This is a genomic window from Fretibacter rubidus, assembly GCF_041429785.1.
Classification (GTDB): domain Bacteria; phylum Pseudomonadota; class Alphaproteobacteria; order Caulobacterales; family Maricaulaceae; genus Fretibacter; species Fretibacter rubidus.
This window is the reverse complement of the sequence record NZ_CP163423.1, coordinates 2,745,865-2,769,872: the sequence shown is the minus strand read 5'-3', so window position 1 is coordinate 2,769,872 and position 24,008 is coordinate 2,745,865. Positions and strand designations below refer to the sequence as shown.

Genomic DNA, 24,008 nt, shown 5'->3' with positions numbered 1-24,008 from the left:
ATCATGGTGGTGCCAATTGTTGGAGACACGCGTGACATATTCCTCACCGCTCACATCGCAGATTATTTTAACGACCACGGCGCTTATAGCTGTGTTGTCGCTGGGCACAGATGCGACCGCGCAAGACTTCGTTGTGCAAGAGCCTACGACGCTGGCCAAAACGACACCCGCTGCGACGCCTTTGACAGCGCCCATGCGCAGCCTATCGGGCGAACAAGGCGCGATACCGCCCCAAAGCCAAACATCACCAGACCGGCAGCAGCAAATGGCGATTGTCGATAACCGCATGGGCTCAGCGCAGGCGACGGATATCCAGTCACCATCGACAATGCCGCTGGGTTTTCCGTTTTCCTATCCGTCTGAAACCTCACTTGCGGATTTGGTGGAACAGGTCAGCCCCGCCGTGGTCAATATCATCGCTACATCAGAGACAATGGAATCCACAACAGAGGGCCAAGGCTCTGGTTTTTTAATTTCCGCCATGGGTGAAGTTGTCACCAATTATCACGTTATTGACGGCGGCACCTTGCTAGAAGTTGAATTTAACAATGGCGAGCGTTTCCCTGCCAAAGTCATAGGCACGGACGAAGAAACCGATATTGCTGTTCTTAAGATTGATGCCAAGCGCGCCTTTCCTTTTGTAAAATTTCATAAAGGTGAAGCGCTTCGTATTGGGGATTGGGTTGTCGCCATTGGTAATCCGTTTGGTATTGGGCAATCGACCAGCTTTGGCATAATTTCTGCCATTGGCCGTGAACGTGTTGAAAGTGGCTCTTATGTCGATTACGTGCAAACGGACGCGACGATTAACACGGGTAACTCTGGCGGGCCTTTGTTTAATCCTGCGGGTGATGTGGTCGGTATTAATTCTGCGATTTATTCGCCCACCGGCGCGAGTGTCGGGATTGGATTTTCTATTCCGCATAATACCGCCGCCGAAGTGGTCAACGCTATTCGCACCGAAGGCCGCGTGCGCCGGGGTTGGTTGGGTGCGGGTCTGCGCACCGCTGAAAAGTCCAAAGAAAATATTGGCGTGTTTGAGTCGGGTGCAACAATCAACAATGTCGTGGGCGGCAGCCCCGCCGATATTTACGGTCTGCAAGTTGATGATATTATCTTAAATATCAACGGACAAACCGTGCGCGATGCGACAGAGGCGACCCGTATCATTGGCCGTTTACGTCCCAATCAGAAGATGAACGTCACCTATGAACGCGGCGAGAAAACATATCAGCTAACGGTGATGATTGCCGAACGCCCTGACAAAGACGTGGTTGAGAAAAACGTTGTGGTGGCCACACCGCCGCCGACCCCGACAGAATTGGGTCAAGGCTCTAACATGGGCTGGTCACTGGTGGATTTATCATCAGAAGCACGTAGCGCCCTTGGTATGCGCTATGACCAAGTCGGCGTTTACGTCGAAGCTGTAGCCCCGGGATCAAAGGCCGCCAATGCCGGCGTGAAAGCCAATATGGTTATCATGCAAGCCGACAGCCGCGATATCCCGTCTGTGCCTGCCTTTAACCACATGATTGGCCAAGCCCAAACCCAAGGCTCTGGTGCAATGATTTTATTTGTACGCGAATCCACGGGGCGTGAAACCTATTTAACCCTGCAATTATAACTGTGCCGTCTTAACCCATTTTAGGGGCTCCAATGGGGCGGCAAAAGGAGTGTGACATGAGAATATTAGTTGTCGAAGATGATGACATTGCCGCCGAATATGTGCGCAAAGGCTTGATGGAAGCCGGGCACGTGGTTGACCTTGCCCCTGACGGCGAGTTGGGCCTAGAGATGGCGCGCGCCACAGATTATGACGCTATGATCCTCGATCGTATGCTGCCCAAACGTGACGGTATGTCTGTGCTCGCGGAAATGCGCGACGATGGGGATAAAACGCCCGTGCTAATTTTATCCGCGCTGGGTGAGGTTGATCAAAAGGTCGAAGGCTTGCGTGCTGGTGGTGATGATTATCTCGCCAAGCCCTATAGCTTTACGGAACTGCTCGCCCGTGTCGAAGCCATTGGGCGTCGTTCTGATCCGACGGCGGCGGTCACGAAATTGAAATGTGGTGATCTGGAAATGGATTTACTGGCGCGCACGGTGAAACGCTCTGGTAAAAATATCTTGCTGCAACCGCGTGAATTTCGTCTGCTCGAATGTTTGATGCGCAATGCAGGGCGGGTTGTGACCCGCACCATGTTGTTAGAGAAGGTCTGGGACTATCACTTTGACCCCCAAACCAATGTCATTGATGTGCATATTTCTCGCCTGCGCGGTAAAATCGACAAGGAATTTGACGAACCCTTGCTACACACTGTGCGCGGGGCGGGTTATCGCTTGCAGGTTTAGCGGGGTGTATTAAGCACACACTATGCTAATCGCGCTTAAAAAATTATACCGAAATACTTTGTTTCGGCTCAGCCTTTTGGGGGCGATCCTGTTTGTGGTCGCCCTCTTTATTGCGCTTGGGAATGTCTATTTCCTGACTATCTCTAGCGAAATCCGACGCGTTGATAAAACGCTCGAGGCCGAGATTGCCGAATTTCAAACCATATTGGAAGAGGGCAATATATTGTCCCTCCGCCAAGAAGTGTTTTTGCGCTCGGCCTCTGGCGACGGGCTGTATGTTCTGATTTCTAAAAACCCCGACGGCGAAGATGTCGCGACGGGGAACTTGACTGTGCGGGTTGTGAAAAAAGAAAGCTCAGAGGAAAGCATTTTCCCGGAGGCCGCCACGGATAGCTTAACCCGCACAAATTTTATCCTCGTTGAACCCGCGACTGATAACCGCCCAGAACGCGAACGCCGTGTGCGCGGGCTGGCGGGGCCATTAAAGCTGGGGGATGTGAACGGCGCTTTGGTCATGGTCGCGCGCGACGTTGAGCCCACTATGCGCACAGCGGAACGCGTGAAAAGCGCGATTTTGACATCATCGGCCATTGCCTTGTTCTTGGGGTTACTTTCCAGTTGGTATGTCTCGCGCCGTTTCACCCGCCGGGTCGAGGCGTTTAACCGCCTTGCGACTGATGTCCGCGCTGGGCATTTGGATCGCCGTGCGCCGCGCAACCATTCTGAAGATGAAATGGACCTTCTGGCCGAGCATCTGAATGATATGCTTGACCATATTGACCGGCTGATGAAGGCCATGCGCTATGCGGGTGATAGCATCGCCCATGACCTGCGCAGTCCGCTGACGCGCCTGCGGACCCGCCTTGAAAGTGCGGCTGCTGACATGGGCGATGACAAAGCGGGCGAGGTTTTATTCGCGGCCGCCGATGACGCTAATCAACTCCTAAAAACATTTGATTCTGTGCTGCGTATCGCGCGGTTAGAGGCAGGCGAGCGCAGAGAACTTTTGAAAGAAATTGATCCCAAAACTGTCCTTGATGATATCGCAGAGCTTTATGAACCTGCCTGTGAAGATCAGGATTTGGTTTTTAATTATAATATTGAAGACGGCCATCATATTTCCGCCGACCGTGGATTGATATCACAAGCGGTGTCTAACCTTGTTGAAAACGCGATTAAATATACGCCCAAAGGCGGCGCGATACATCTATCGCTGACACGGAATTCTGACGGTCGCACAGTGATTTCAGTGGCAGATACAGGGCCAGGTATTCCCGAAGATGCGCGCCAACGCGTGAAAGAGCGCTTCGTGCGGCTTGACGCCAGCCGTTCTCTCCCGGGCTCTGGCTTGGGGCTGGCGCTGGTCGATGCCATTGCCGATTTACACCGTGCGAAATTTGCGTTGGACGGCGGATCAATTGCGCGGCCCGATGGTGAAGCTGCCACTGGACTTACCGCGTCACTTTCTTTTCCGCGGGTGCGCGCAGGCCAAGGTAAATCAGCGCAAGGCAAATCAGGTCAGGGTAAGTCAAATCAGGGCAAATCAACCCCGTCAAAATCAGGGCAGGGCGAGGCCCATGCAAAACAGCGCGCATAATATCGGTGCCTGATATGCCAGAGACCATAGACAGCGCCGTGCAAATTGCCCGCGATAATGCCCCCTATCTCGCCGAGTCGCTTAGCTTATTTCCTGATTGTCCCAAAGGTTTGAAAAAAAAGGGCGCGGGAGATTATCTCAAAACCCTTTTCAGCGGATTACCCCACACTATTGGTGATTTGGACAGCGAAATGGCTGTTTTGCGGCAGCTTAAACGTCACGCTCATCTGGGCATTGCGCTTTGTGATATTGGCGGCATTTGGGATTGGGACTCTGTTACAGAGCATCTGACCCAGTTGTCCGATATTGCTATGTCGCGCCTTTTGCAATGCTGTGCGCGCGCGCAAAACATAGAGGGCACAGCGGATAACCCTGTGCCGGGATTGTTTATTTTGGCGGTAGGTAAATACGGCGCGCGGGAGCTTAACTATAGCTCTGATATTGATTTTTGCGTTTTTTACGATCCAGATATTATTGCGCTGCCCAATATGACCCGGGCAGAACGCACGCTTATAAAATTTGTCCAAAGCCTGATTGCGGGGTTTGAGCGAATTACTGTGGACGGCTATGTCTTTCGTACAGACCTTCGCCTTCGGCCTGATCCGCGCAGTAACGCGGTCGCGGTTTCGACCTTAACAGCAGAACGATATTACGAGACTCTGGGTCAAAACTGGGAACGCGCGGCGATGATAAAAGCGCGGGTTTGCGGCGGTGACAAAGCGGTCGGACAGGATTTTATCGACCATGTGCTGGCCCCGTTTATTTGGCGGCGGTCTTTGGATTACGCCGCGATTGAAGATATTCATTCGATTAAACGCCAAATCCACGCGACCAAATCTGGCGATAGTATAACCGCTGCGGGGCACCACCTTAAACTCGGTTATGGCGGTATCAGAGAGATTGAATTTTACGCCCAAACCCAACAATTAATTCTGGGTGGGCGGCAACCGCATTTACGCACCATGCGCACGGTCGATGCCATGCGCGCCCTAACAGATTTCAAAGCGGTTGATCCTGATGTGTGTGACAGCCTGATTGCGGATTACGCGAAGCTTCGTAAATTGGAACACGCCGCGCAGATGATGGAGGACGCGCAGACCCATATCTCGCCCGCTGATAATCATGACCGCGCGCGCTTGGCGGCGTTAACAGGTTACGCTGATCTTGCAGATTTTGACCATGATTTAGTGACACTGCTAAAGCGCGTGCATGGTCATTATGTTGATTTGTTTCCAGACTCGGAAAGTCTGTCGTCGCCCGTCGGTAGCTTGTCATTTACAGGTCTAGAGCCCGGACCCGGCACAATCAAAACGCTGGAGACCCTTGGGTTTGAGGATATTGATTTCGTTTGGCAATCCACGGCGTCTTGGTTGGGCGGGCGTATTCCCGCCACACGCACAGAGCGTGCACGCGAGCTTTTGACCCGGTTGGCCCCGAAATTAATTGCCATCTGTTCTGATGCGCCCAATCCTGATTTGGCCTTTAGGGCTTTTGCAGGGTTTTTCACGCGGCTCAGTGCTGGTGTGGCGTTACTGTCAATGTTCTTGCAGGAAACTGACAGGCTCGCTGATATTATCAAGCTGATGACAAGCTCCCAGCGTTTATCGGATACCATTAGCCATCAGCCCGCGATTTTGGACGCCATGATAGAGCCGTCATTCCTGCAAATTGATATTGATGATTTGGGTGCAGGCTATCTCGCCTTAGTGAATGATAATACAGAGAATGCTGGCGCCTTCGAAAATGCGATGAATGCTATGCGGCGCGCTGTGCATGAAGATCAATTTCGGATTAGCGCCGCCGTGCTCAGCGGACGTTTGGCCGTGGATCATGCGGGGCCGGCATTATCAAAGGTCGCTGACTGCGCGGTGCAAGCCATGTTGCCTGTCGCAGCGCGCGAGACCATGCGCGTTACGGGCCCCTTAAACGGTGATTATGCCGTACTTGCGCTGGGTAAGGCAGGCGGGCAGGAATTAAGCCTCTCGTCTGATTTGGACGTCATGGTCATTTACCGCCCGCATTCAGATGATTTAGGTGTTCACCGCCAGTTTACAAAATTAACCCAACGCTTTGTCAGTGCGCTATCTGCTGTCACGGCAGAGGGACGTTTATACGATATTGATATGGCGCTACGCCCGTCGGGTCGGTCTGGCCCTGTTGCGGTCAGTGTTGACGCGTTCGCGCGTTATTATGATGAAAAAGCTTGGACATGGGAATTTATGGCGCTGACCCGCGCGCGGGTTGTGGCAAGTTCATCAGCTGATTTTACAGAGCAGCTTGACGGTCATGTGCTAAGCGCCCTGACCACGGCGCGCCCTGATTTAGATACGGCGGGTGATATAGCCGATATGCTCGTGCGTTTGCGGCGCGAGAAACCGGCGCGTGGTCCGTGGGACGTAAAGCAAATGGAAGGCGGCTTGCGCGATATCGAATTCATCGTGCAAAAAGCCTATCTCATGCAACCCAATCGTGATTTAGACCCGCGCCCAATCTCCACAGAGGCAATGATAGCGGCCCTAACGCACCCCTTAAATGCGGCCTCGCTGGATGTCTCTTTGCTGACACAGGCCACGCGGTTTTATCACCAGCTTACCCAAGCCCTGACCATGACAGTCGGGACATTATCGGACGGATTGGACGCCAATCAAACAGGTCAAATCGCAAAGATTTTAGGGACAGAGCCTGCAGAGTTAACGGCGCGGCGGGATGATTACTCGCATCTCATACAGGGGATGGTCACGCGCTATATCGGCCTGAGTTAGCGGCCTTCTAGGCTGCTGATTGCGGTTTTGGCGGCGGGGCGATGACGTAGCCTGTGCTGGGCTGCGCAGCCGCCTGTCCTTCATAAGATGGCTGTCCTTCGTAAGCCACCTGTCCTTCGTAAGATGGCTCTGCGCTATGCGGCATCATCTCAGATATTGGGGCAGGGGGCACAACGGGGGATGATTGCGGCGTCCCAGGCATCGGCGGTTGTTGCGCAACATGCGGCATAGGTGGCACAGTTGCATCATGATTGTCGCTATCGGTGAGGACATCGGCAATATCTTGGGCCAGACGTGAAATCTCATTGCCAACTTCGTTAGTCTCTTCAACAGTTTTAACCGTCGGCGGTTTGTTAGGCAGAGTGAATGTGACCTGTGTGCCTTCGCCTAAGGTGGATTCGATTTTGAAATTACCGCCGTGAAGCTCGACCAAGGATTTGGATAGCGCCAGACCAAGTCCAGTGCCTTCATGTTGGCGCGAATGTTGGCTATCGATTTGCTCAAACGGTTTGGCCAAACGATCAATATCTTCTTGCGCAATACCAATACCCGTGTCGGATATTTTAATAATAAGCCCAGCCGATTTGGCCGTGACTTCGCATGTCACTGCGCCGCCTTCGGGGGTGAATTTAATCGCATTGGTCATCAGGTTCAAAAGCACCTGTTTCACGGCGCGCGGGTCCGCTTGAATTTCAGGGAGAGCGTGATCATCATAAATCAGCTTCAGACGGTTCTCTTCGGCCCGTCCCCTTACAATCCGAATGACTTGCGTGACCATGTCATTAAGCTGCATAAATTCTGTATTGAGCGACATTTTCCCGGCTTCAATCTTGGACATATCCAAAATATCATTAATCAGTGATAGCAGATGTTGACCAGAAAATAGGATGTCATTGACATATTCTTTATAGCGCGGGTCACCCAGTGGCCCGAACATTTCCTTTTTCATAATATCGGAAAAGCCGTTAATCGCATTCAGCGGCGTGCGAAGCTCATGGCTCATATTGGCTAGAAATTCTGATTTAGATTGGCTGGCCTCTTCGGCTCGAATTTTCTCTTGCTCATAATTCTCGGCCAGTTCCACGATACGGAACTGTGATTTACGCAAGACGTCAATTGTCTTTTGTAGCGCAGCCTCGTTTTGCTGCAACTGATATTCACGTGTGCGAATACCCGAAAGGTCAGACCCAATACTAACAAAACCGCCGTCTTGGGTTGGCGTTTCTTGATAGCGAATCCAGCGGCCATCTGTCAGCAAGATATCTTGGGCCGTGTCGCCTTCGATTGCATAGGTCTCGGCAATGACGTTTTTGGCATGAAAATCAATTGTTTCGCGCGGCATACCTGGTTCTAGATTGCCAGGCTGAAACCCAAAAAATTCTTCATAGCGCGCGTTCCACAATACAAGACGCCCGCGCGGATCCCAAAGCGCAAAGCTATCATTCATGGACCGCAGCGCGTCAGACAGACGCGCTTCCGCAGCGCGCAAACGGTTACTAGCACCGCGTTGTTCTGTGACGTCCATAGCCACGCCGATGACGACTTTGGCGTAGTCTGAGCCCCGTGTGGACGGCCGCCCGCGGCACGATAGTGTCAGCGGCAGATGCGCGACATTCATATCAATTTCAAACTCGCCGCCAACATGGGCGCGGCGCGTCGCTGAAAACATACGCTCTCTATCGCTTTCGTGAAACAGGCCTAAAAATTGCGGGACAGAAATTTCTTGGTCTTTTGCCTCTAAGCCCAACAGTGAGGCCAGCGAGCGCGAAAGATAGGCAATATTATTTTCAGTATCAATTTCCCAAATACCGCCACGATTGCCTTCTAAGGCTGCGCGGTAGCGTTGCTGCGAAATTTCATTTTGCCCATAGGCCTCTTCAACCATACCAATTTGTTGCATCATATTGCGCAGCAAAATCCAAAACAGCCAACAGATACCAATGAACAAAATTGATAATAAAAATAGGTTCCGTGACCAGCCTTCTGGCATGGTCTTTGGCTTGATACTTAGCGCGGCAATCGATGTTGAATTGGGAATATTGCGAAGGCTGATCCAAACCTCTTGTCCGTTCATTGTGTGCGATACGGGAATGCCGTTTTGCATCGCAGCAAGGCGGTCAGCCCCTAAGCCTAGATAGGCAAGCGTGCCAATACGCCCCATGGCGGGTGGGGCATCGATTAATCCGCCGCTACTTAGGATTAGTGCGGATGTGCGGTCGCTGTAATTCACGATGGAACCCGGTGCCAAAATAGCTGCCAGATAGGCATTGCCAGCTTTACGCATAATCACAGGGCTGACCCCGCCGTTCTCGCCGATAAGAGAGACGACTTTCAATCCAGCGTCAGGAAAATTTTCCAATGACAAGCTAGGGGCTGCGGCTCTGGCGCCCGTTGTTGCGGCCAGGACGTTGTTTTGGGCGTCCATGATTAAGGCCGCGTCAATGTTCTGGCCTCTCGCGACTAAATCGACAATTTGCTGGGCGTTACCGCGCGACGCAACGGCTTGGTCTATCCACATTAATTGCCCATCAAGATTGCGAGCTGCGTCGCTCGCTATGTCTTGGCTTGTTTGATAGCTCGTTGTTGCTTCTTGGGCGTGATGACTTGACCGAATACCAAGCAAAATTGTGGCTGCAATAATCAGAAAGAATATCAAAAAACCGATAGAGGCAAATGACAAGGTCTGGATGGTGCGCTTATCAATGCGCTGCGAAATATTATCGAGGCTTTTCATCGCCGCGGATTTAGCGCTTTGCGTCGACCCCGGACGGCTCAATCCTGGCTCAGCCGCAATAGGCGGTGGTGATGAAGGCATCGATGGGGGCGCATAAGATGCAGGGGCATGATTTTGGCCAGAGGGCATTGCCTGTCCCGCAGCCTGTGCCTGCGGAGGGTGGTATTGCGGTATAGGGGCGTTTTGGCTCACCGTTTATCCCTTGCGAATCACTCACGAGCATAAGGCCAGCCTAGCGCTCAAGTCGAGGCAATCTTTGCCATGAAAGGGGTGAGAAAAGGTTAAAGCCCTGTTGAAAAAGGCATGATAGACGGTGAAACCGTCAGCTACGCCACTGGATTTTTCAAAAACGGGTCCTCAAGGACAGGTTTACCCAATAAAAAGCCTTGTGCGGCTTCAAAACCCAGCGCTTTGACGAACGCCAGCAGCGCCTGTGTTTCGACCCCCTCGGCAATGAATTTCACGCCCAAAGCATCCCGCAATGACAATAAAGAGCGCAATATCGCCTCATCTCGTGGATTTTGCGAAGCGGCGACGACAAAATCGCCATCAATCTTTAGCCAATCCGCATCAATCGCGCGCAAATACCGAATAGAGGCCGCGCCTGACCCAACATCATCAAGACATATTGGATGGCCGCGCCGTTGGAGGCGTTGCAAAATCGCCGCTGCTGTATCCAGCTCGCGAATATCCCATGTCTCTGTCAGCTCGATGATCAGCTTTTCGGGCGGCCCGTCATAGGCGGATAAACAGGCGGTCAACGCATGCTCAAACCCGGGTCCCGCCATAGACGCCCCCGATAGGTTGATCGCCACGCCTGGCCCGTCACTATTGTTATTGAGCATTAACACCGCACGGGCGAGCATGGACAGGTCTAAATCCATAATCGCGCCGCTAATTTCGGCGGGACGTAAGACGCCCGCAAGGCCCGCTTCGTGATCAAAGCGCACAAGCCATTCATTATGCAATATGGCCTCTGTGTGCAAATCGACAACGGGCTGGCGCATCACCGTAAAACGTTCTTCGGAGACATGGGTGCGAAAACCGTGAAATGTGCGTGGATCAACCATAGACACGTGATAGCAAAAGGAGCCTAAGAAAGTCCTTATGCCGAGTGATTGTTTTTTGGTTCTGGGGACGCGCGCGAAACAGCTTTGAATGGGACGGGTGTTTACCTTGGCGGCGAGTGGGCGTTAGCCGAGCGGCCTAAGTCGCCGAAAGGAAGACGCTCGCACTTCTTCTCAAATGGGGGCAGAGCGGACCTTAGCGAGTATGAAATCTCAAACATTGCCAACGGTTGTTATGAGGCGACTTAAGGATGCTGGATGTTCAGTAGCTATTCACCAGTTGCTTTTGCTAATTGTCTTTCTATGAAGCTATCAAATTCTTTGAGTATGGATTCTGCAATCCACTGCGAATTTTCTTTCCAGTTAAGCTTATACCAGTTCCGCTCCAATTCTTGACCCACCTCTTCAAAGGTGTCCCAAGTTTTAAGAGGGTGGACTGTCCAGCGAGAAAAGATGTAGCAAATCGGTAAACTGGGAGCGATAGTGACGTTGAGTTCTAGCTTTTTCAAAGCCCTGAATTTGGGAGTAAAAATGAATGTTGTTCTGGCTTTTCCGATGGGGCAATTAAGCTCGAGGTCATATTGATCAACAAATTCCTCATCGTCGACACCAAATATGTTTGAGGCCATGAGAGAAGCGCCCAGTAAACCCCGTCTACGTTTCTTGTATTCCCTCGAATGCTTTGCATAAACGAGTTCATCAGGTCGATCTTGCTTTTCAAGCACTCTTATCATAAATGCCTGCATTGCTGCACTAGCATACAGATAACTATCCTCAGATGAGGATTTAAGTTCATAATAGTCCGAAAACCCTTTTGAATTCTCTAAGCTCTCGGAGATTATATTTATCAGTGAATCAATTTTCTTTTGCGCTTGATCAGGTTGAACATAGCTCTCTTCTACATTTTTTAGCTTATCAAGAATGCTAAGTTCCGTGACAATTTCATCTGTGACAATGATTTCGGTCGTGTCGTTGTCTGTATCAACCGACTGATATTTTTCTGCTAGACTTTTCAAACTTGTCGTGTCTTCACAAAACATCGTTCGATCATCGCCTTGCGTTACAAAGAAGGGAACTTGATCAATTTCATTCACAAAAATATCGCGGAGATATGCGATAATCTCTGTATAGTAGAGTTTACCCTCCACTTTTTGTAGAGCAGCATCAATGAAATGTTCTGTAAATTTACTAAGCGGCTCACCTGTATAAGAGAGCTGATTTTCTAGGCACGAAGCAATCCGAAAGAAGTTTGAAAAACCAGCTTTATTGTCATTCATGAAAATTTGAGAACCGGACTTAATTGTTCTGACACCAGATTGGCATGCATCAATTACTTTTACGACTGCTTTGGCATCGGCTGCCCTTAGAATTTGATCCAAGTCTCCGTCCGATAAACCAGTTTGGTTAGGTTCTGATGGTATAAAGTCTTTGGCACAGTAAAAAAAACCTTGGTCATTGGCGACCCCGTGCCCTGTGAAGTAAAAGAATATCTCTGAAATTGCGCTTTGGCGGTCTACAAAATCGCGTATTTCGTTTTTTAATGTGTCCGCTGACTTATTAACAACACTAAGGGTATGGTCATATTCTCCCGTTGCTAAAAGCAGTTCATGAACCGCAGCAACATCAGCTTCACAACATTGAAGAGCTGACAGATTATCATACTCAGAATTTCCAACAAGAATCGATATTTTACTCATCCAGTAACTATCTCACAGTTTGGGCTGCGTGACTAGAACTTCAGGTATGCTCAGTATGAGGATTTATGCAGTAATCACTAGGTGGAATAACGTCCGCAATGAGGATGTTTCTGCAAAACTTGAGCGTCCTACATTCGCTCCACTAAAGACACTGAACTCACACTCGCATCTGCGCAGGTCCTCGATAGCTCACTCCCAAGCGTATCACCCTAAAATCTTACCGGCAATCTCGCTGAGGTTTTGGGAAGGGCCGGCGGCCATGATGGCGCGGAGTTGATCTTGGATGAGGGCTTGACGTGCTTTGTCTAATTTGGGCCAAATCTCATAGGCCCCGGCGAGGCGCGCGGCAACTTGCGGATTGCGGCTATCCATATCCAAGATTTGCGCGGTGAAAAAATCATATCCAGTCCCGTCAATATTATGAAACATATGCGGATTGGACATGGCAAAATTCCCAACCAAGGCTCGCACGCGATTGGGATTGCGGCGATCATAGGCGCTATGTTCAGTCAAATCCGATAAATCATGAATACCACCGGGCAATTTACGCATGGCTTGCACGGCAAACCATTTGTCAATCACCAGAGGATTATGCTCCCACTTTTCATAAAACCGCGAGAGGGATTGATCGACGCGGCGCCCGCCGAGTTGTGACAGGGTGACGAGCGCAGAAAGCTCGTCCGTCATATTGGTCGCATCGTTAAATTGTTCTAACGCTAGCGGTGCGGCTTGCGGATGGAAGGAAGCTCCCATGAGGGCGAGGCTTGCGTTTTTAAGCGCCCGCCGCCCGGCCGCAGCGGCATCGGGGCTAAAGGGGCCGCTATCTTGCAGGTCATTATAAAGCGGCAGTAAATCACCGCGCAGACGGTCACCAATGGCGCGGTGCAACCAATCCACGGCCAGTGCTGCTGCCGTTGGATCAGACGCTTTGCGCGTCTGCAAAATTGTCATCACACTAGGTGAGGAGAGGGTCAGTGCCTTGAAATTATTATCAAAATCAGGACTAAGCAATGTGGCGCGCAGGGCAGAGACATAATCGCGCAGCGCCGTATCGACACGCGGCATGCGGCCTGATTCGATGGCCCCTGTTAGGGTCGATAGTAATTTTGTTGCCAAGGTTTGGCCCGCGTCCCAACGGTTAAAGCTATTGGGGTCACCGCCCATCAGGCGCAGATAATCACCTGTTTCATTGCGCGAATTAATCCGCACAGGGCTTGAGAAATCCTGCAAGACAGAAAGCGTCGTATCAGGACGATCGTTTGGTAAATCCACGGTTATTGATGCCCCGTTAAGGACCGTCATCTGCGGGTCCGACACGGGGCCGTCTTTGCCAATCACTTGCCATTTAATCGGCATGGGCATGGGGCGTTTGGTCTTTTGCCCCGGGGTTGCACGCAGGCTTTGTGTGAACGTCACAGAAGAACTGTCGCGTTTCACGTCCAACACGGGCGTGCCAGCCTGTTCATACCACAGCATAAATTGGGAGAGGTCGCGGTCTGTTGCGGCCTCAAAGCTTTCAATGAACTGCTCCACTGTCGCGGCAGTACCGTCCAGCGTTTCAAAATAATAATCGCAGCCCTTGCGGAAATCATCCGCCCCTAAAAGGGTTTTTAGCATACGGATAAGCTCTGCGCCTTTTTCGTAAATTGTGGCCGTGTAGAAATTATCGATCTTTTCATATTGGCTGGGCCGCACAGGATGGGCCAGTGGGCCGGCATCTTCGGCAAATTGACGCGCGCGTAGGGCGCGGACGTCTTTGATGCGCTGCACGGCCGCCCCGCGTTGGTCAGCGGAAAATTCTTGGTCACGGAAAACGGTGAAGCCTTCTTTCAGGCAAAGCTGGAACCAATCACGGCAGGTAATGCGGTTGCCCGTCCAATTGTGAAAATATTCATGGGCCACGACACTTTCAATGCGTTCAAAATTCATATCCGTTGCACTGGGCCCATCTGCTAGCAAAAGGCTTGAATTAAAGATGTTCAGCCCCTTATTTTCCATCGCGCCAAAGTTAAAATCGCGCACAGCGACAATCATAAAACGGTCAAGATCATATTCACGGCCAAAAGCGGTTTCGTCCCAGCGCATCGACCGTTTTAACGCGTCCATGGCATAATCCGCGCGCGGGGCATCACCACGGTCTACATAAATCGTCAGCGGAATATCGCGGCCTGACATCGTCGTGAAGCTATCTTCTAAGATGTCAAAATCACCCGCGACTAGCGCAAAAAGATAGCACGGTTTTGGGAAGGGGTCTTCCCAGACCGCAAAATGCCGCCCGCCCGGCGCCTCACCATTATCTGTCATATTGCCATTGGCCAGAAGATAAGGAAATTTGGATTTATCCGCTGTGATTTTAACCGTGAACACAGACAGCACATCGGGGCGATCAGGGTAGTAGGTAATGCGGCGAAAGCCTTCCGCTTCGCACTGGGTGCAAAACCGTCCGCCACTGACATATAGCCCCATCAGCGTTGCATTTTGGCTCGGGTTACATTGTGTGATGATTTCGATAACGCAATTATCGGGGACATTGTCCAAGACGAGTTCGGTCTGTGTTAGCTGATAATCTTTGCGCGCCAGAATTTGGCCATCGATGGACACTGATTTAAGTGTGATACCCTCTCCGTTAAGGCGCATGGGGCCGCCTGCTTTACGGCTCACGGACAGGGTCGTGGTGACCTGCGTGGCTTCGACCCGCAAATCAAAATCCAAGGTGACGCTATCCAGCGAAAAATTATACGGTGTATAGTCGGACAATAATGTGGGGCGGGGGGCTGTGTCGGTGCGCATAAATGGGCCTCTGGTTATCGGTTAGCACTCTTTATCACATAAGCGGCCAAAATGCGGCGGGAATTATGATGTAGCTTGGGAAAATTTAGTCTTTACGGATTATAAAAAATCCCGCCATGAACACTCAAAGCGGGATGAATTTATACGGGGGTGTAACAGATAATCCTAGTTCAGGATGTTACCCATCCCGCCAATGCCAGACTTAATCAGCTTTGCTTTTGCGGCGGCGCTCATCTTCGTCTGTAGCAATTCTTCTGCGGCGTCCAAGGCAATGTCAGCCGCGCGGGCGCGCACTTCGGCTTCGGCTTTTGCTTGGGCATTGGCGATTTTGGCTTCGGCCATCGCCGTGCGGCGCTCTATACGGTCAGCCAAATCTTTGCGTGCCTGATTGGCCATAACAGCGGCGTCATGGCGGGCTTGCTTGACGATATTCTCGGCTTGCTCTTCGGCTTCTTTTTGTTTGCGCTTGTAAGAGGCGAGCAAAGCTTGCGCCTCTTCGCGCAGACGGCGGGCTTCTTCAAGCTCGGCTTTAATTGTATCCGCGCGATTATCTAGCGCCTTAATGATAGCTTTATCCGCGCCTTTATAAACAACAAGGGCAATGAACAATAAGACCGCGACGGCGACCCAAAAAGATGAATCGAGATAAAACGGGGCTCCAACAGCGGCTTGAATAGTCAATGTCATGGCCTAGCCTTTCACGTTAGAGACAGCAGATTTCACGGCGCTCGCCGGCACTTTCAGGCCTGCAACCTTGTCCAAAATCGCAGACACAGTGTCGAGCGCGACCTCGTCCACTTTGGCTAAGCCTGCGGCTTTGACTTTGGCGATACGCGTATCAGCTTCGGATTGTTTGCGAGCAAACTCTTCCTCGGCCTTTGCGATATCGGCTTCGATTTCAGCCTCAACGGATTTACGCGTTGTCTCTGAGATATTGTGCGCTTTGGCTTTGGCATCGGCCATAGACTGCTCATAATCCAACTCGGCCTGTTGGGCCTCTTGGGTCATGCGCGCTGCTTCTTCCAAATCATCGGCAATACGGTCACCGCGATTGGTCAGGCCTTCGTCAATCTTTGGCAGGATAAATTTCGATAAGACGAAATAAAGCACGGCAAAGGTAATGACGAGCCAGAAAATCTGGCTCGCCCATGTCGAGAGATCAAGTTGCGCCATACCACCGGATGAACCCGCAGCATCGCTCGCGTCACTATAGGCTGTCTCAGCGGCCATGATCGTCTCCAAACTTTAAAAGCGGTCGATTATACGAACAACATGATCATTGCGAGAACGAAGCCGAACAGGCCTGTCGCTTCACAAAGGGCAAAGCCCAAGAGCAAGTTTGTGCGCTGGCTATCAGCGGCGGATGGGTTACGAAGCGCACCAGAAAGGTAGCTTGAAAAGATGTTACCAATACCGATGGCGGCACCGAAAAGGGCAAGACCCGCTAGGCCTGCGCCGATATATTTTGCTGCTTCTGCGTCCATTATGGTTCTCCTTGAAAAATGGAATGCTTAGTGATCGACGTGATATACGTCATTGAGGTAAACACAGGTGAGGATTGCAAACACAAAAGCTTGCAATGCCGCGACCAGGAATTCGAGGGCGACAATCGCCATTGTTCCCAAAATCGGCACAATCGCACCAAAGATATAAAGCCCGCCTTGGCCGACCAGATAGGCGGCGAAAATCGCGAACAGCTTTAACATAATATGGCCCGCCGTCATGTTACCGAACAAACGAACGGCCAGCGTGATGGGGCGCGAGAGGAAAGAGATAATCTCAATCGGCACGACCAGAATATACATTGGCAAGGGAAGGCCCGCAGGCGCAAAAATCTTAAACCACTTAAATCCGTTTTTCCAAATACCCGCGACAATCACCACGGCAATTGTGAACACAGCCAACGCCACAGTCACAGCCAAATGCGACGTCGTCGTAAAGGCGTAAGGGTTCATCCCGATCAAGTTGGAAAATAGAATAAAAAAGAACAGACAGAACACGAAGGGGAAGAACTTCATCGCCTCTGGCCCGGTGGTGTCTTTCACCATATTGGCGATAAATTCATAGGACATTTCGCCCATCGATTGCACACGACCGGGGATAAGCTTGCCTTTGGCCGTCAGCGCAAAGAAAACAATAATCAACAGGACCGCCACGACCATCCAAAGGGATGAGTTGGTGAAGGAAATATCCTGCCCGGCAACTTCTGGAAGTTTCAAGATCTGTTTGATCTCAAACTGTTTCATGGGGTCGTTGGCCACGTCCCGCTCCCTTAATCGTCGCTCTTGTCATCGGGTAAATCATCGCCGATGGGCAGATGTTTTGTCTGGGCGTCCATTTTTTCCGCCGTCATCAAAACTGTCTTTATGCCCGCAGCAATCCCAAATCCAAGACCCAAAAATAAAAACCAAGGCTTCGTCCCAAACAGATGGTCCAGACCCATGCCCAAACCTAACCCGACCAGAACGGAAACCAATAATTCCGTGCTCATCCGCCACGCCATCCCCAGCAAAGTTCCGTCGTCTTTGGTGCTGTAATCCTTGGGCTTATGCTTTGATTGCATCGCTTTTAGCTTGGCATCAAACGCGTCGAGCTCCGACGATTTTACAACTGACTTAGGATTTCCATCTTGGTTTGACATAGCGACTGCCCCCGGACCCTTCAAAACAGCGGCGAAACCGTCCGCCACACATGCCTAAAGGCCCCAAATGCGCGCGCAACATACTCATGGCCCCTCGCTAAGTCAACAGCAAGTCGACATATGCTAAGCCGTTGAAATCAAACACTTATTAAAAGTTTTCCCGCATTGCGACAATAAAGCTTTCGCCAGCTTTGCACGACTCGCGGGGATTGGGTGAAATAGGGCGGATTTTGGGGCGGATAGGGGTTATTTTGGCGGGGATTTGCGATTTGGCGGCTGGGTGAGGGGGAAGTGGGGAGGGTGGGGGGCTAACCGGACACTCGACCAAGTCCGACATAATGAGTTCTTCCAAGTGTCAGTTTAACTAATTTTTACAAAATTAAGTTAGGGGTCAATTTGGAAGGGACGGTCAAATGGACAATTGGGCATTTTGGATATTAGTATTTCCCATGCTCGTCATAGCCATTTTATACTACCTTGGCTTTTTGACAGTTGGGTTAAGTTTTGTTTTTTCCGCTTTCAAATCAAGGAACCTTGTAGGTAAATTTATTTTATTAGTCACCGGCATCGGCGTCATCTCACTCCCGTTATTAGCGATAAAATTTCAAGATCATCAAGCAGACAGAAAAGCTGATAAAAGGCAGGAATACCTCGCCAATCTGGAGAAGGTTTCACTAAATAGCCGCCTACCTCGAAAGTTTGTAACAGTTGGCAGATTCTCAAAGCCAGACATTGATTTCATCAAGAGGCAGTATCGAATTGGACAATACACCCAAACTGAAACTGACCGCTTAGCCAGAGCTTATCGGTTATACCGAAAAGCACAATTTTGCCATACGCATTCATCGGGCAAAACACTGCCCGGAACCCAACTTACTATTTGTCGCGATCTTCCCGATTCGATTCAAGCCGCTTTACAAATCAAAGAACCTATCCTGTTTTTTGCTGAAGGTTCCAATACATCCCTCCGTACAAGCAATAAAATTGTCGGTAATATGTATGAGGTGAGGCTCGTGACAAGGTCTGATGATTTACTCGTTGCTTATTATGAGGACAGAACCCTTGAGAGGCCTGCCGGCATAACAAATCCATTCTCATCGAGCCTGAAGCGGGACCCGGATGCTGAAAGGCTTTCCAAAAGAGATTTTATTCAAAACGCTTTCAAGACTGCAAATCATAGGTTAGCAAAATGATTGATCTCTTGCAGAAGATTATTATCCACATATTTGGTGCAGCCTTCGTCTTCACGATATGCGCATTCATTTATAAACGCCACGCCCGGGAATGGGAGGCTTTGGCAAAAGTCTATGGCAGAAAATGGGTTAAGCCAATTGCCATAAAAAATATGAGATCAATGGTTCTTTACACAGAAGGCGAACCCGCCCGAACATACCCCGGTATAATGACAATTGGTGTTTATTCTGAGGGCATTGGCTTAAAACCAATATGGTGGCTCGCACCTTTTCATAACCCCGTATTTATTCCTTTTTCAGATATAAAAGGGTGGCAACAAAGATGGTATTGGGACTCAAAATCAGTTGAATTAGCATTCGATCAAGCTCCACACCTACGAATTATAATGCCCAAAAGTCAGATATCTTGGGTATCGGAGCAAGGGGCTGAGAATATTGATGTGTTTCCAGGAAAACCCAACACTGGCAATTGGCCTTACGCGACGCAATTCATGTCTATCCTTATGCTAGTAATCATGGTTTCATTTTTTGTTGCTCTGTATATCAAAGCAGATGGCGATTGGGCTGAAATGTTGTCTTTACTTGGCCCAACAAATTAGCGCTAAGGGAGAACCTTTGACCTTGCTTTAAGCTCATCTCCAAAACAAAAGCACTAAATCAGTAATGCAGAAATCAGATGAAAGCTTGTGTGCCAAGAGAAACAGGCCAAAATATAACTAGGTCTCCTTTGGGGATTAATGCGACCATCTTATAATCAGTCTTATGCCCTAGACCATCCTCTCATCCTCGGGCTTGACCCGAGGGTCTATCTGTCAGCAGAGTACTATTTTTGAGATGGGTCCTTGCTGCTGCACAGAGCGGGTCAAGCCCGAGGATGAGAGGATGGAGGTAAACAAGATAACAGTCATATTAGACTCTAGAATACCTTTGGTAGCCTTAAATTTCTAAAAACCCACTCCCGCCCTCAAACCCTGCTGTATTATACGGCCATGGATTTAATCCCGCAGACATATCATGACACCGCCGCCCCGCTTTGCGGCGTGCGTTGCCCTGCGCCCACGGGCGTTCAGGCGGTGTTGTCTGCGATTTGGCTTTGGCTTGGGGTGGTTTCAACGCATCTTTTGGGACGAGGTGTTATGGATAGGGGGCGTGATGATACGCGCCCGCTTTACCCCCATAACCGCACCACGCAGCGGCGGGGGGCGCGCTTTGCGGCTCGCGCTGTTCCGCCTGCGCGTAATTACGCGCCTTTTTATCAATACGCTGCGCGCGGCCTGTCACCGACACAATTTATGGAACGCCTTTGCCGCCTGTCTGTCCATGGACGTATCAGCGTTTACCGCATGATCTATTGGTCGTCGCGCATGGTCCGTGAAGCGGTGATGGCCATGTTTACGCGCGGGGATTTTCGTATGGCGGACGGGGTGTGGGACGCGCACAGTGTGCCAGATTAGTGTTGTTTGTTGAAAACAAACAACACAACAGGGCCGCAAAAAACGCACATTTTTCGTGCGATTTTTGTGCACCGCTCAATAGTTTTAAAGAGTGCATTCACGCGAAACAGGGCTGTTTTGTGAAGGCTTCAACATGGCTGTTTTGTTTTTATGGGATTTGAATTTTGTAAGCGGTGCACAAAAGAACGCGATAAGGTTTCGCGTTTTTTGCTGCCCTTGTGTTTATATTTTGCGGTGCAAAATTTAAACTAATTAGACTGCTACCAATTTCGCGGCGGCGTCTAGCTCTATTGATACTAATTGGCTGACGCCTTGTTCGGCCATGGTGACGCCGAAAATGCGGTTCATGCGGGCCATGGTGACGGGGTTGTGGGTGATGGCGATGAATTTGGTGTTGGTCGCCAGCGCCATTTCGTCCAGCAGATTACAATAGCGCGCGACATTGGCATCATCCAGCGGCGCGTCGACCTCGTCCAGCACACAGATCGGCGCAGGATTTGACAGGAATACCGCAAAGATAAGCGCGGTGGCCGTCAGGGCTTGTTCCCCGCCCGACATCAGGCTCATAGAGCCGAGCTTTTTACCCGGTGGGCTGACCATGACCTCAAGGCCGGCTTCTAGCGGGTCCTCTGATTCAGTCAGCGCTAGCGCCGCTTCACCGCCCCCGAACAGCGTTGTGAACAGCCGCCCAAAATGGCCATTGACCGTATCAAAAGCCGCGAGCAAACGTTGACGGCCCTCTGAATTAAGCTCGTCAATGCCTTCACGGAGGCGCGCAATGGCGGCGATGAGGTCCGTGCGTTCCTCTGACATGGCGGACAGGCGCTCTTCTTGCTCGGCCGCTTCTTCGTCCGCGCGCAGGTTCACCCCGCCCATGCGTTCTCGCTCTTGGGATAGGCGCTCTAATTTGCGCTCAATATCGGTCTCAGATAATTTTGATCCAGGGTCGAGCTCGCCGAGATGTTGGGTCAATTCATCGGGGCCGCAAGACAGTGTTTCGTCAATGCGCGCGCGGGTCTCTGTGATGCGTTCCTCTGACGCGGCCAGGCGCGCTTGGGCGCCAGCGCGGTGTTCGCGCGCCGTGTTATGGGCGGCTTCGCAGTCGCGGGCTTTGGCTTCCGCCTCTTTTAATTGGCTCTCGGACAGGGCCAGCGCATCGGCGGCGGATTTGCGGCGGTTTTCGGCTGTTGCTAATTCTGCAAATAATTTATTGCGGCGATCTTCAAATTGGTCGGGGCCAGATGTTGCGGTGCTTAGCGCGGCCTTGGACACCTCCGTGCGGCGCTCTAGCTGTGTGACCCGCGTTTGCGCGGCTTCGCGGCGGCGGGCCCAATTTGTACGCTCAGACTCGACCGCCGAGAGGCGTTTGGCGCGCGCGTCCATGTCGTTTTTCAAACTGCGGTAGGCCGCCCCTTTATCGTCAGCGATTTCGCGCGCGGATGATAACGCCTCTAATAGCGCGTCTTGAGCGGCGGAGACATCCTCAACGCCTTCAAGGGCTTGTAGGGCGGCCAGCGCCGTATCGGCTTGTTTGCTCAGCTCCGCTTGCTCTGCCCGCAGGCGCTCGATTTGCTCTTCAAGCGCGCGTTTTTGCGCCGTTTCGCGGGCAATATCGGTTTCAAACTGCGTCAATGCGGCTTGGGCGGCGCGTTCTTTGCGCTCAAGATCGGGCAGGGCTTGGCGGGCTTCGCGCGCGGCTTGATCTGCGTTTTGTCGGGCTTGTCGTGTCGCTTCAAACGCTGCATTTGCCGTCTCAATCGCGCTGTCGGCAATGCGTAATTCGTCCTCAATTTCAGACAGGCGGGTCTGCTGTTTGAGCCGTATTGCCGCCGATGTCTCGGCATCTGAATCGATGACCAAACCGTCCCACCGCACCACGCGGCCTTGCGGGCTGACCAATCGTTGGCCCGGTTTTAACATCTCTGACACTGCGTCCATATCATCCGCATCAATAATTCCGATTTGGGATAGACGTGCGGTCAGTTCAGGCGGGGCGGTTACAAATTGTGATAGCGGCGTCGCACCTTTGGGCAGGGCTTGGTCGGGGGTGGTTGCGCCCTGCCAATTGACGGGGGCGAGCTCATTAATCGCCGCGTCCAGATCCTCACCTAGGGCCGCGGCGAGCGCTTGCTCATAGCCTTTTTTGACATCGATTTTTGATAGTGCTGGCGTCCAGCTATCGCTATTTCCGCGCGATACGACACGGTTAAGCGCGTCTTGTTCCGCGCGGAGTTTTGAGGCCACTTGCTTGGCATCGGCGAGGTTTTCGCGCGCAGCTTGGTCTGCGGTCTCTGTCTCTGACCGAGCGCTGGCGAGTTGTTGTTCTTTTGCCCGCGCCGCATCCAAAGCGCTCAGCGCGTCTTTCGCCGCAGAGGAGAAAAGATTTCCGGATTGCACGGTCCCGCCCAATATGCCTCCATGGGAACTTAAATTATCTAGCTTGGCCGTCGCGGCGTCATAGTCGCGGGTCACGCGCACCAGCCGTGCTTGGGCTTGGGTGTTTTCACGCCGCGCGGCATCAAGGCGTGCGTTTTGATCAGCCGCCTTACGCGTCAGCTCATTATAATCCGTCTCCAGCGACGAGCGTTGCGCGATGGCGGCTTGCGCCTCGTCCGCGGCTGCGTCCAGTGCGGCGCTCATATCCTTGACAGCGGATAGGGTTTCAAACTCGACTTTAAGCCGGGCTTCGGCTTCTTCGGCGTCCGTGACAATGCCTGTTTCGCGTTCTAAGTCGCGGCCCAATTGCTCCATCTCACCTTGCAGTTTTTCAAGCTCGGCTTTGGCCGCGTTCTCGTCCCGCTCCAGCAGCTCTTTGGCCGCATTCAGACGTCCTAATACGGCGGCAGCAATAATTTGTTCTTCGCGTTTGGGATCCAAAAGGGCAGCTAATTCGGCGGCTTCGCGCGTGGCTTCGGATGCGGCCGCCGCTGTGTCCCCAACTTGCGTCTCATAAGTTTGCAGTGTCTCACGCGCGACGGATAATGTCTCAATCGCAGCGTTCCACCGCTTTAGCCACAGCAATGCCCGATATTCAAAAATCTCACCCGCAAGGCGCTTATACCGCGCTGCTTGGCGGGATTGACGGCGCAGCGATAAAAGCTGCCCTTCGATTTGTTGTAATATATCATCGAGGCGCGACAGGTTCGTTTCTGCTGCGCGAAGACGGAGTTCCGCCTCATGACGGCGAGTATGCAGGCCTGAAATACCGGCAGCTTCTTCGAGGATTTTACGGCGGTTGGACGGCTTGGCTGAAATCAACTCGTTGATTTGGCCTTGGCGGACGAGGGCAGGCGAGTTCGCGCCTGTGCTGGCATCGGCAAATAAAAGCTGAATGTCTTTGGCGCGAACGGTCTTATTATTGACTTGGTATTTTGACCCTTGGCCTTTGGTGATGATACGCGACACTTCCAGCGTGTCATCATCATTAAACATCGGCGGGGCGATGCGGGCTTTGTTATCAATGGTTAGCGTAACATGGGCTTGGTTACGGCCCGGGCGCTGTTTTGTGCCAGAGAATATAACATCATCCATGGCCCCGCCGCGCATGGCTTTGGCAGAATTGGCGCCCATGACCCAGCGTATGGCTTCGAGCAGATTGGATTTGCCGCAGCCGTTCGGCCCAACAATCCCGGTCAGGCCCGGTTCAATCACAAAATCAGTCGGGTCTACGAAAGACTTAAACCCGACCAGTTTGATTTGATTGAAAACCAGCGATCCCATA

The 24,008-nt window shown here is 51.5% G+C and carries 18 protein-coding genes; 7 read left to right on the top strand and 11 right to left on the bottom strand.

Annotated features, from left to right (window positions below):
* Nucleotides 1-31: 31 nt before the first annotated feature.
* Genes AB6B37_RS12770 through AB6B37_RS12755 form a run of 4 tightly spaced genes read left to right on the top strand, consistent with a single transcriptional unit; the run spans nucleotide 32 to nucleotide 6,711 of the window.
* Nucleotides 32-1,624: a trypsin-like peptidase domain-containing protein gene (locus AB6B37_RS12770; RefSeq protein WP_371396194.1), complete on the top strand. Its 1,593-nt coding sequence runs from the start codon at nucleotides 32-34 to the stop codon at nucleotides 1,622-1,624.
* Between the two features lie 56 nt (nucleotides 1,625-1,680).
* Nucleotides 1,681-2,352, top strand: coding sequence for a response regulator transcription factor (locus AB6B37_RS12765; RefSeq protein WP_371396193.1), 672 nt, complete (start codon nucleotides 1,681-1,683; stop codon nucleotides 2,350-2,352).
* A 22-nt stretch (nucleotides 2,353-2,374) separates the two neighbouring features.
* Nucleotides 2,375-3,949 (top strand): ATP-binding protein, encoded by a 1,575-nt coding sequence (locus AB6B37_RS12760; RefSeq protein ID WP_371396192.1) that lies wholly within the window; start codon nucleotides 2,375-2,377, stop codon nucleotides 3,947-3,949.
* A gap of 14 nt (nucleotides 3,950-3,963) precedes the next feature.
* The gene (locus tag AB6B37_RS12755; protein WP_371396191.1) at nucleotides 3,964-6,711 is read left to right on the top strand and encodes a bifunctional [glutamine synthetase] adenylyltransferase/[glutamine synthetase]-adenylyl-L-tyrosine phosphorylase; all 2,748 of its coding nucleotides are present in this window, start codon (nucleotides 3,964-3,966) and stop codon (nucleotides 6,709-6,711) included.
* Nucleotides 6,712-6,718: 7 nt separating this feature from the next.
* On the opposite strand, the gene AB6B37_RS12750 is transcribed toward AB6B37_RS12755, so the two are convergent.
* The 9 genes from AB6B37_RS12750 to AB6B37_RS12710 all read right to left on the bottom strand — a co-directional run bounded on the left by AB6B37_RS12750 (nucleotide 6,719) and on the right by AB6B37_RS12710 (nucleotide 17,640).
* The gene (locus AB6B37_RS12750) at nucleotides 6,719-9,637 is read right to left on the bottom strand and encodes an ATP-binding protein (RefSeq protein WP_371396190.1); all 2,919 of its coding nucleotides are present in this window, start codon (nucleotides 9,635-9,637) and stop codon (nucleotides 6,719-6,721) included.
* Between the two features lie 134 nt (nucleotides 9,638-9,771).
* Nucleotides 9,772-10,515, bottom strand: coding sequence for an EAL domain-containing protein (locus AB6B37_RS12745; protein WP_371396189.1), 744 nt, complete (start codon nucleotides 10,513-10,515; stop codon nucleotides 9,772-9,774).
* Nucleotides 10,516-10,781: 266 nt separating this feature from the next.
* Entirely contained in the window at nucleotides 10,782-12,209 is a 1,428-nt protein-coding gene (locus AB6B37_RS12740) for a caspase domain-containing protein (RefSeq protein WP_371396188.1), read from the bottom strand.
* Between the two features lie 204 nt (nucleotides 12,210-12,413).
* Nucleotides 12,414-14,999: an aminopeptidase N gene (gene pepN / locus AB6B37_RS12735; protein WP_371396187.1), complete on the bottom strand. Its 2,586-nt coding sequence runs from the start codon at nucleotides 14,997-14,999 to the stop codon at nucleotides 12,414-12,416.
* 165 nt (nucleotides 15,000-15,164) lie between these two features.
* Nucleotides 15,165-15,686: a F0F1 ATP synthase subunit B gene (locus tag AB6B37_RS12730; RefSeq protein ID WP_371396186.1), complete on the bottom strand. Its 522-nt coding sequence runs from the start codon at nucleotides 15,684-15,686 to the stop codon at nucleotides 15,165-15,167.
* A gap of 3 nt (nucleotides 15,687-15,689) precedes the next feature.
* On the bottom strand, nucleotides 15,690-16,229 hold the full coding sequence (locus AB6B37_RS12725; RefSeq protein ID WP_371396185.1) for a F0F1 ATP synthase subunit B': 540 nt from the start codon (nucleotides 16,227-16,229) through the stop codon (nucleotides 15,690-15,692).
* 29 nt (nucleotides 16,230-16,258) lie between these two features.
* The gene (locus tag AB6B37_RS12720; protein WP_371396184.1) at nucleotides 16,259-16,483 is read right to left on the bottom strand and encodes a F0F1 ATP synthase subunit C; all 225 of its coding nucleotides are present in this window, start codon (nucleotides 16,481-16,483) and stop codon (nucleotides 16,259-16,261) included.
* Nucleotides 16,484-16,510: 27 nt separating this feature from the next.
* Nucleotides 16,511-17,260, bottom strand: a complete 750-nt coding sequence (locus tag AB6B37_RS12715) for a F0F1 ATP synthase subunit A (protein ID WP_371396183.1) — start codon at nucleotides 17,258-17,260, stop codon at nucleotides 16,511-16,513.
* Between the two features lie 11 nt (nucleotides 17,261-17,271).
* Complete coding sequence (locus AB6B37_RS12710) at nucleotides 17,272-17,640, bottom strand: AtpZ/AtpI family protein (RefSeq protein WP_371396182.1); 369 nt, start codon at nucleotides 17,638-17,640, stop codon at nucleotides 17,272-17,274.
* Between the two features lie 413 nt (nucleotides 17,641-18,053).
* Between AB6B37_RS12710 and AB6B37_RS12705 the strand changes: the two genes are divergently transcribed.
* Together AB6B37_RS12705 and AB6B37_RS12700 are read left to right on the top strand one after the other, a co-directional pair.
* Complete coding sequence (locus tag AB6B37_RS12705; protein ID WP_371396181.1) at nucleotides 18,054-18,833, top strand: hypothetical protein; 780 nt, start codon at nucleotides 18,054-18,056, stop codon at nucleotides 18,831-18,833.
* Complete coding sequence (locus AB6B37_RS12700) at nucleotides 18,830-19,432, top strand: hypothetical protein (RefSeq protein ID WP_371396180.1); 603 nt, start codon at nucleotides 18,830-18,832, stop codon at nucleotides 19,430-19,432. The genes AB6B37_RS12705 and AB6B37_RS12700 overlap by 4 nt, the downstream gene beginning before the upstream one ends.
* A 337-nt stretch (nucleotides 19,433-19,769) precedes the next feature.
* Here the strand turns inward: AB6B37_RS12700 and AB6B37_RS12695 are convergent, their stop codons facing one another.
* Entirely contained in the window at nucleotides 19,770-19,946 is a 177-nt protein-coding gene (locus tag AB6B37_RS12695) for a hypothetical protein (RefSeq protein WP_371396179.1), read from the bottom strand.
* 23 nt (nucleotides 19,947-19,969) lie between these two features.
* Between AB6B37_RS12695 and AB6B37_RS12690 the strand changes: the two genes are divergently transcribed.
* The gene (locus tag AB6B37_RS12690) at nucleotides 19,970-20,287 is read left to right on the top strand and encodes a hypothetical protein (RefSeq protein WP_371396178.1); all 318 of its coding nucleotides are present in this window, start codon (nucleotides 19,970-19,972) and stop codon (nucleotides 20,285-20,287) included.
* Between the two features lie 252 nt (nucleotides 20,288-20,539).
* On the opposite strand, the gene smc is transcribed toward AB6B37_RS12690, so the two are convergent.
* Nucleotides 20,540-24,007, bottom strand: a complete 3,468-nt coding sequence (smc, locus tag AB6B37_RS12685) for a chromosome segregation protein SMC (RefSeq protein ID WP_371396177.1) — start codon at nucleotides 24,005-24,007, stop codon at nucleotides 20,540-20,542.
* Between the last annotated feature and the right edge of the window lies 1 nt (nucleotide 24,008).

Excerpts from the sequence above, each read along its gene's own strand:
- AB6B37_RS12740 (WP_371396188.1), bottom strand. The coding sequence starts at position 12,209 with ATGAGTAAAATATCGATTCTTGTTGGAAATTCTGAGTATGATAATCTG.
- AB6B37_RS12765 (WP_371396193.1), top strand. The coding sequence starts at position 1,681 with ATGAGAATATTAGTTGTCGAAGATGATGACATTGCCGCCGAATATGTG.
- smc (WP_371396177.1), bottom strand. The coding sequence starts at position 24,007 with ATGGGATCGCTGGTTTTCAATCAAATCAAACTGGTCGGGTTTAAGTCT.
- AB6B37_RS12710 (WP_371396182.1), bottom strand. The coding sequence starts at position 17,640 with ATGTCAAACCAAGATGGAAATCCTAAGTCAGTTGTAAAATCGTCGGAG.
- AB6B37_RS12700 (WP_371396180.1), top strand. The coding sequence starts at position 18,830 with ATGATTGATCTCTTGCAGAAGATTATTATCCACATATTTGGTGCAGCC.
- pepN (WP_371396187.1), bottom strand. The coding sequence starts at position 14,999 with ATGCGCACCGACACAGCCCCCCGCCCCACATTATTGTCCGACTATACA.
- AB6B37_RS12745 (WP_371396189.1), bottom strand. The coding sequence starts at position 10,515 with ATGGTTGATCCACGCACATTTCACGGTTTTCGCACCCATGTCTCCGAA.
- AB6B37_RS12760 (WP_371396192.1), top strand. The coding sequence starts at position 2,375 with ATGCTAATCGCGCTTAAAAAATTATACCGAAATACTTTGTTTCGGCTC.
- AB6B37_RS12705 (WP_371396181.1), top strand. The coding sequence starts at position 18,054 with ATGGACAATTGGGCATTTTGGATATTAGTATTTCCCATGCTCGTCATA.
- AB6B37_RS12725 (WP_371396185.1), bottom strand. The coding sequence starts at position 16,229 with ATGGCCGCTGAGACAGCCTATAGTGACGCGAGCGATGCTGCGGGTTCA.
- AB6B37_RS12690 (WP_371396178.1), top strand. The coding sequence starts at position 19,970 with ATGGATAGGGGGCGTGATGATACGCGCCCGCTTTACCCCCATAACCGC.
- AB6B37_RS12730 (WP_371396186.1), bottom strand. The coding sequence starts at position 15,686 with ATGACATTGACTATTCAAGCCGCTGTTGGAGCCCCGTTTTATCTCGAT.
- AB6B37_RS12755 (WP_371396191.1), top strand. The coding sequence starts at position 3,964 with ATGCCAGAGACCATAGACAGCGCCGTGCAAATTGCCCGCGATAATGCC.
- AB6B37_RS12720 (WP_371396184.1), bottom strand. The coding sequence starts at position 16,483 with ATGGACGCAGAAGCAGCAAAATATATCGGCGCAGGCCTAGCGGGTCTT.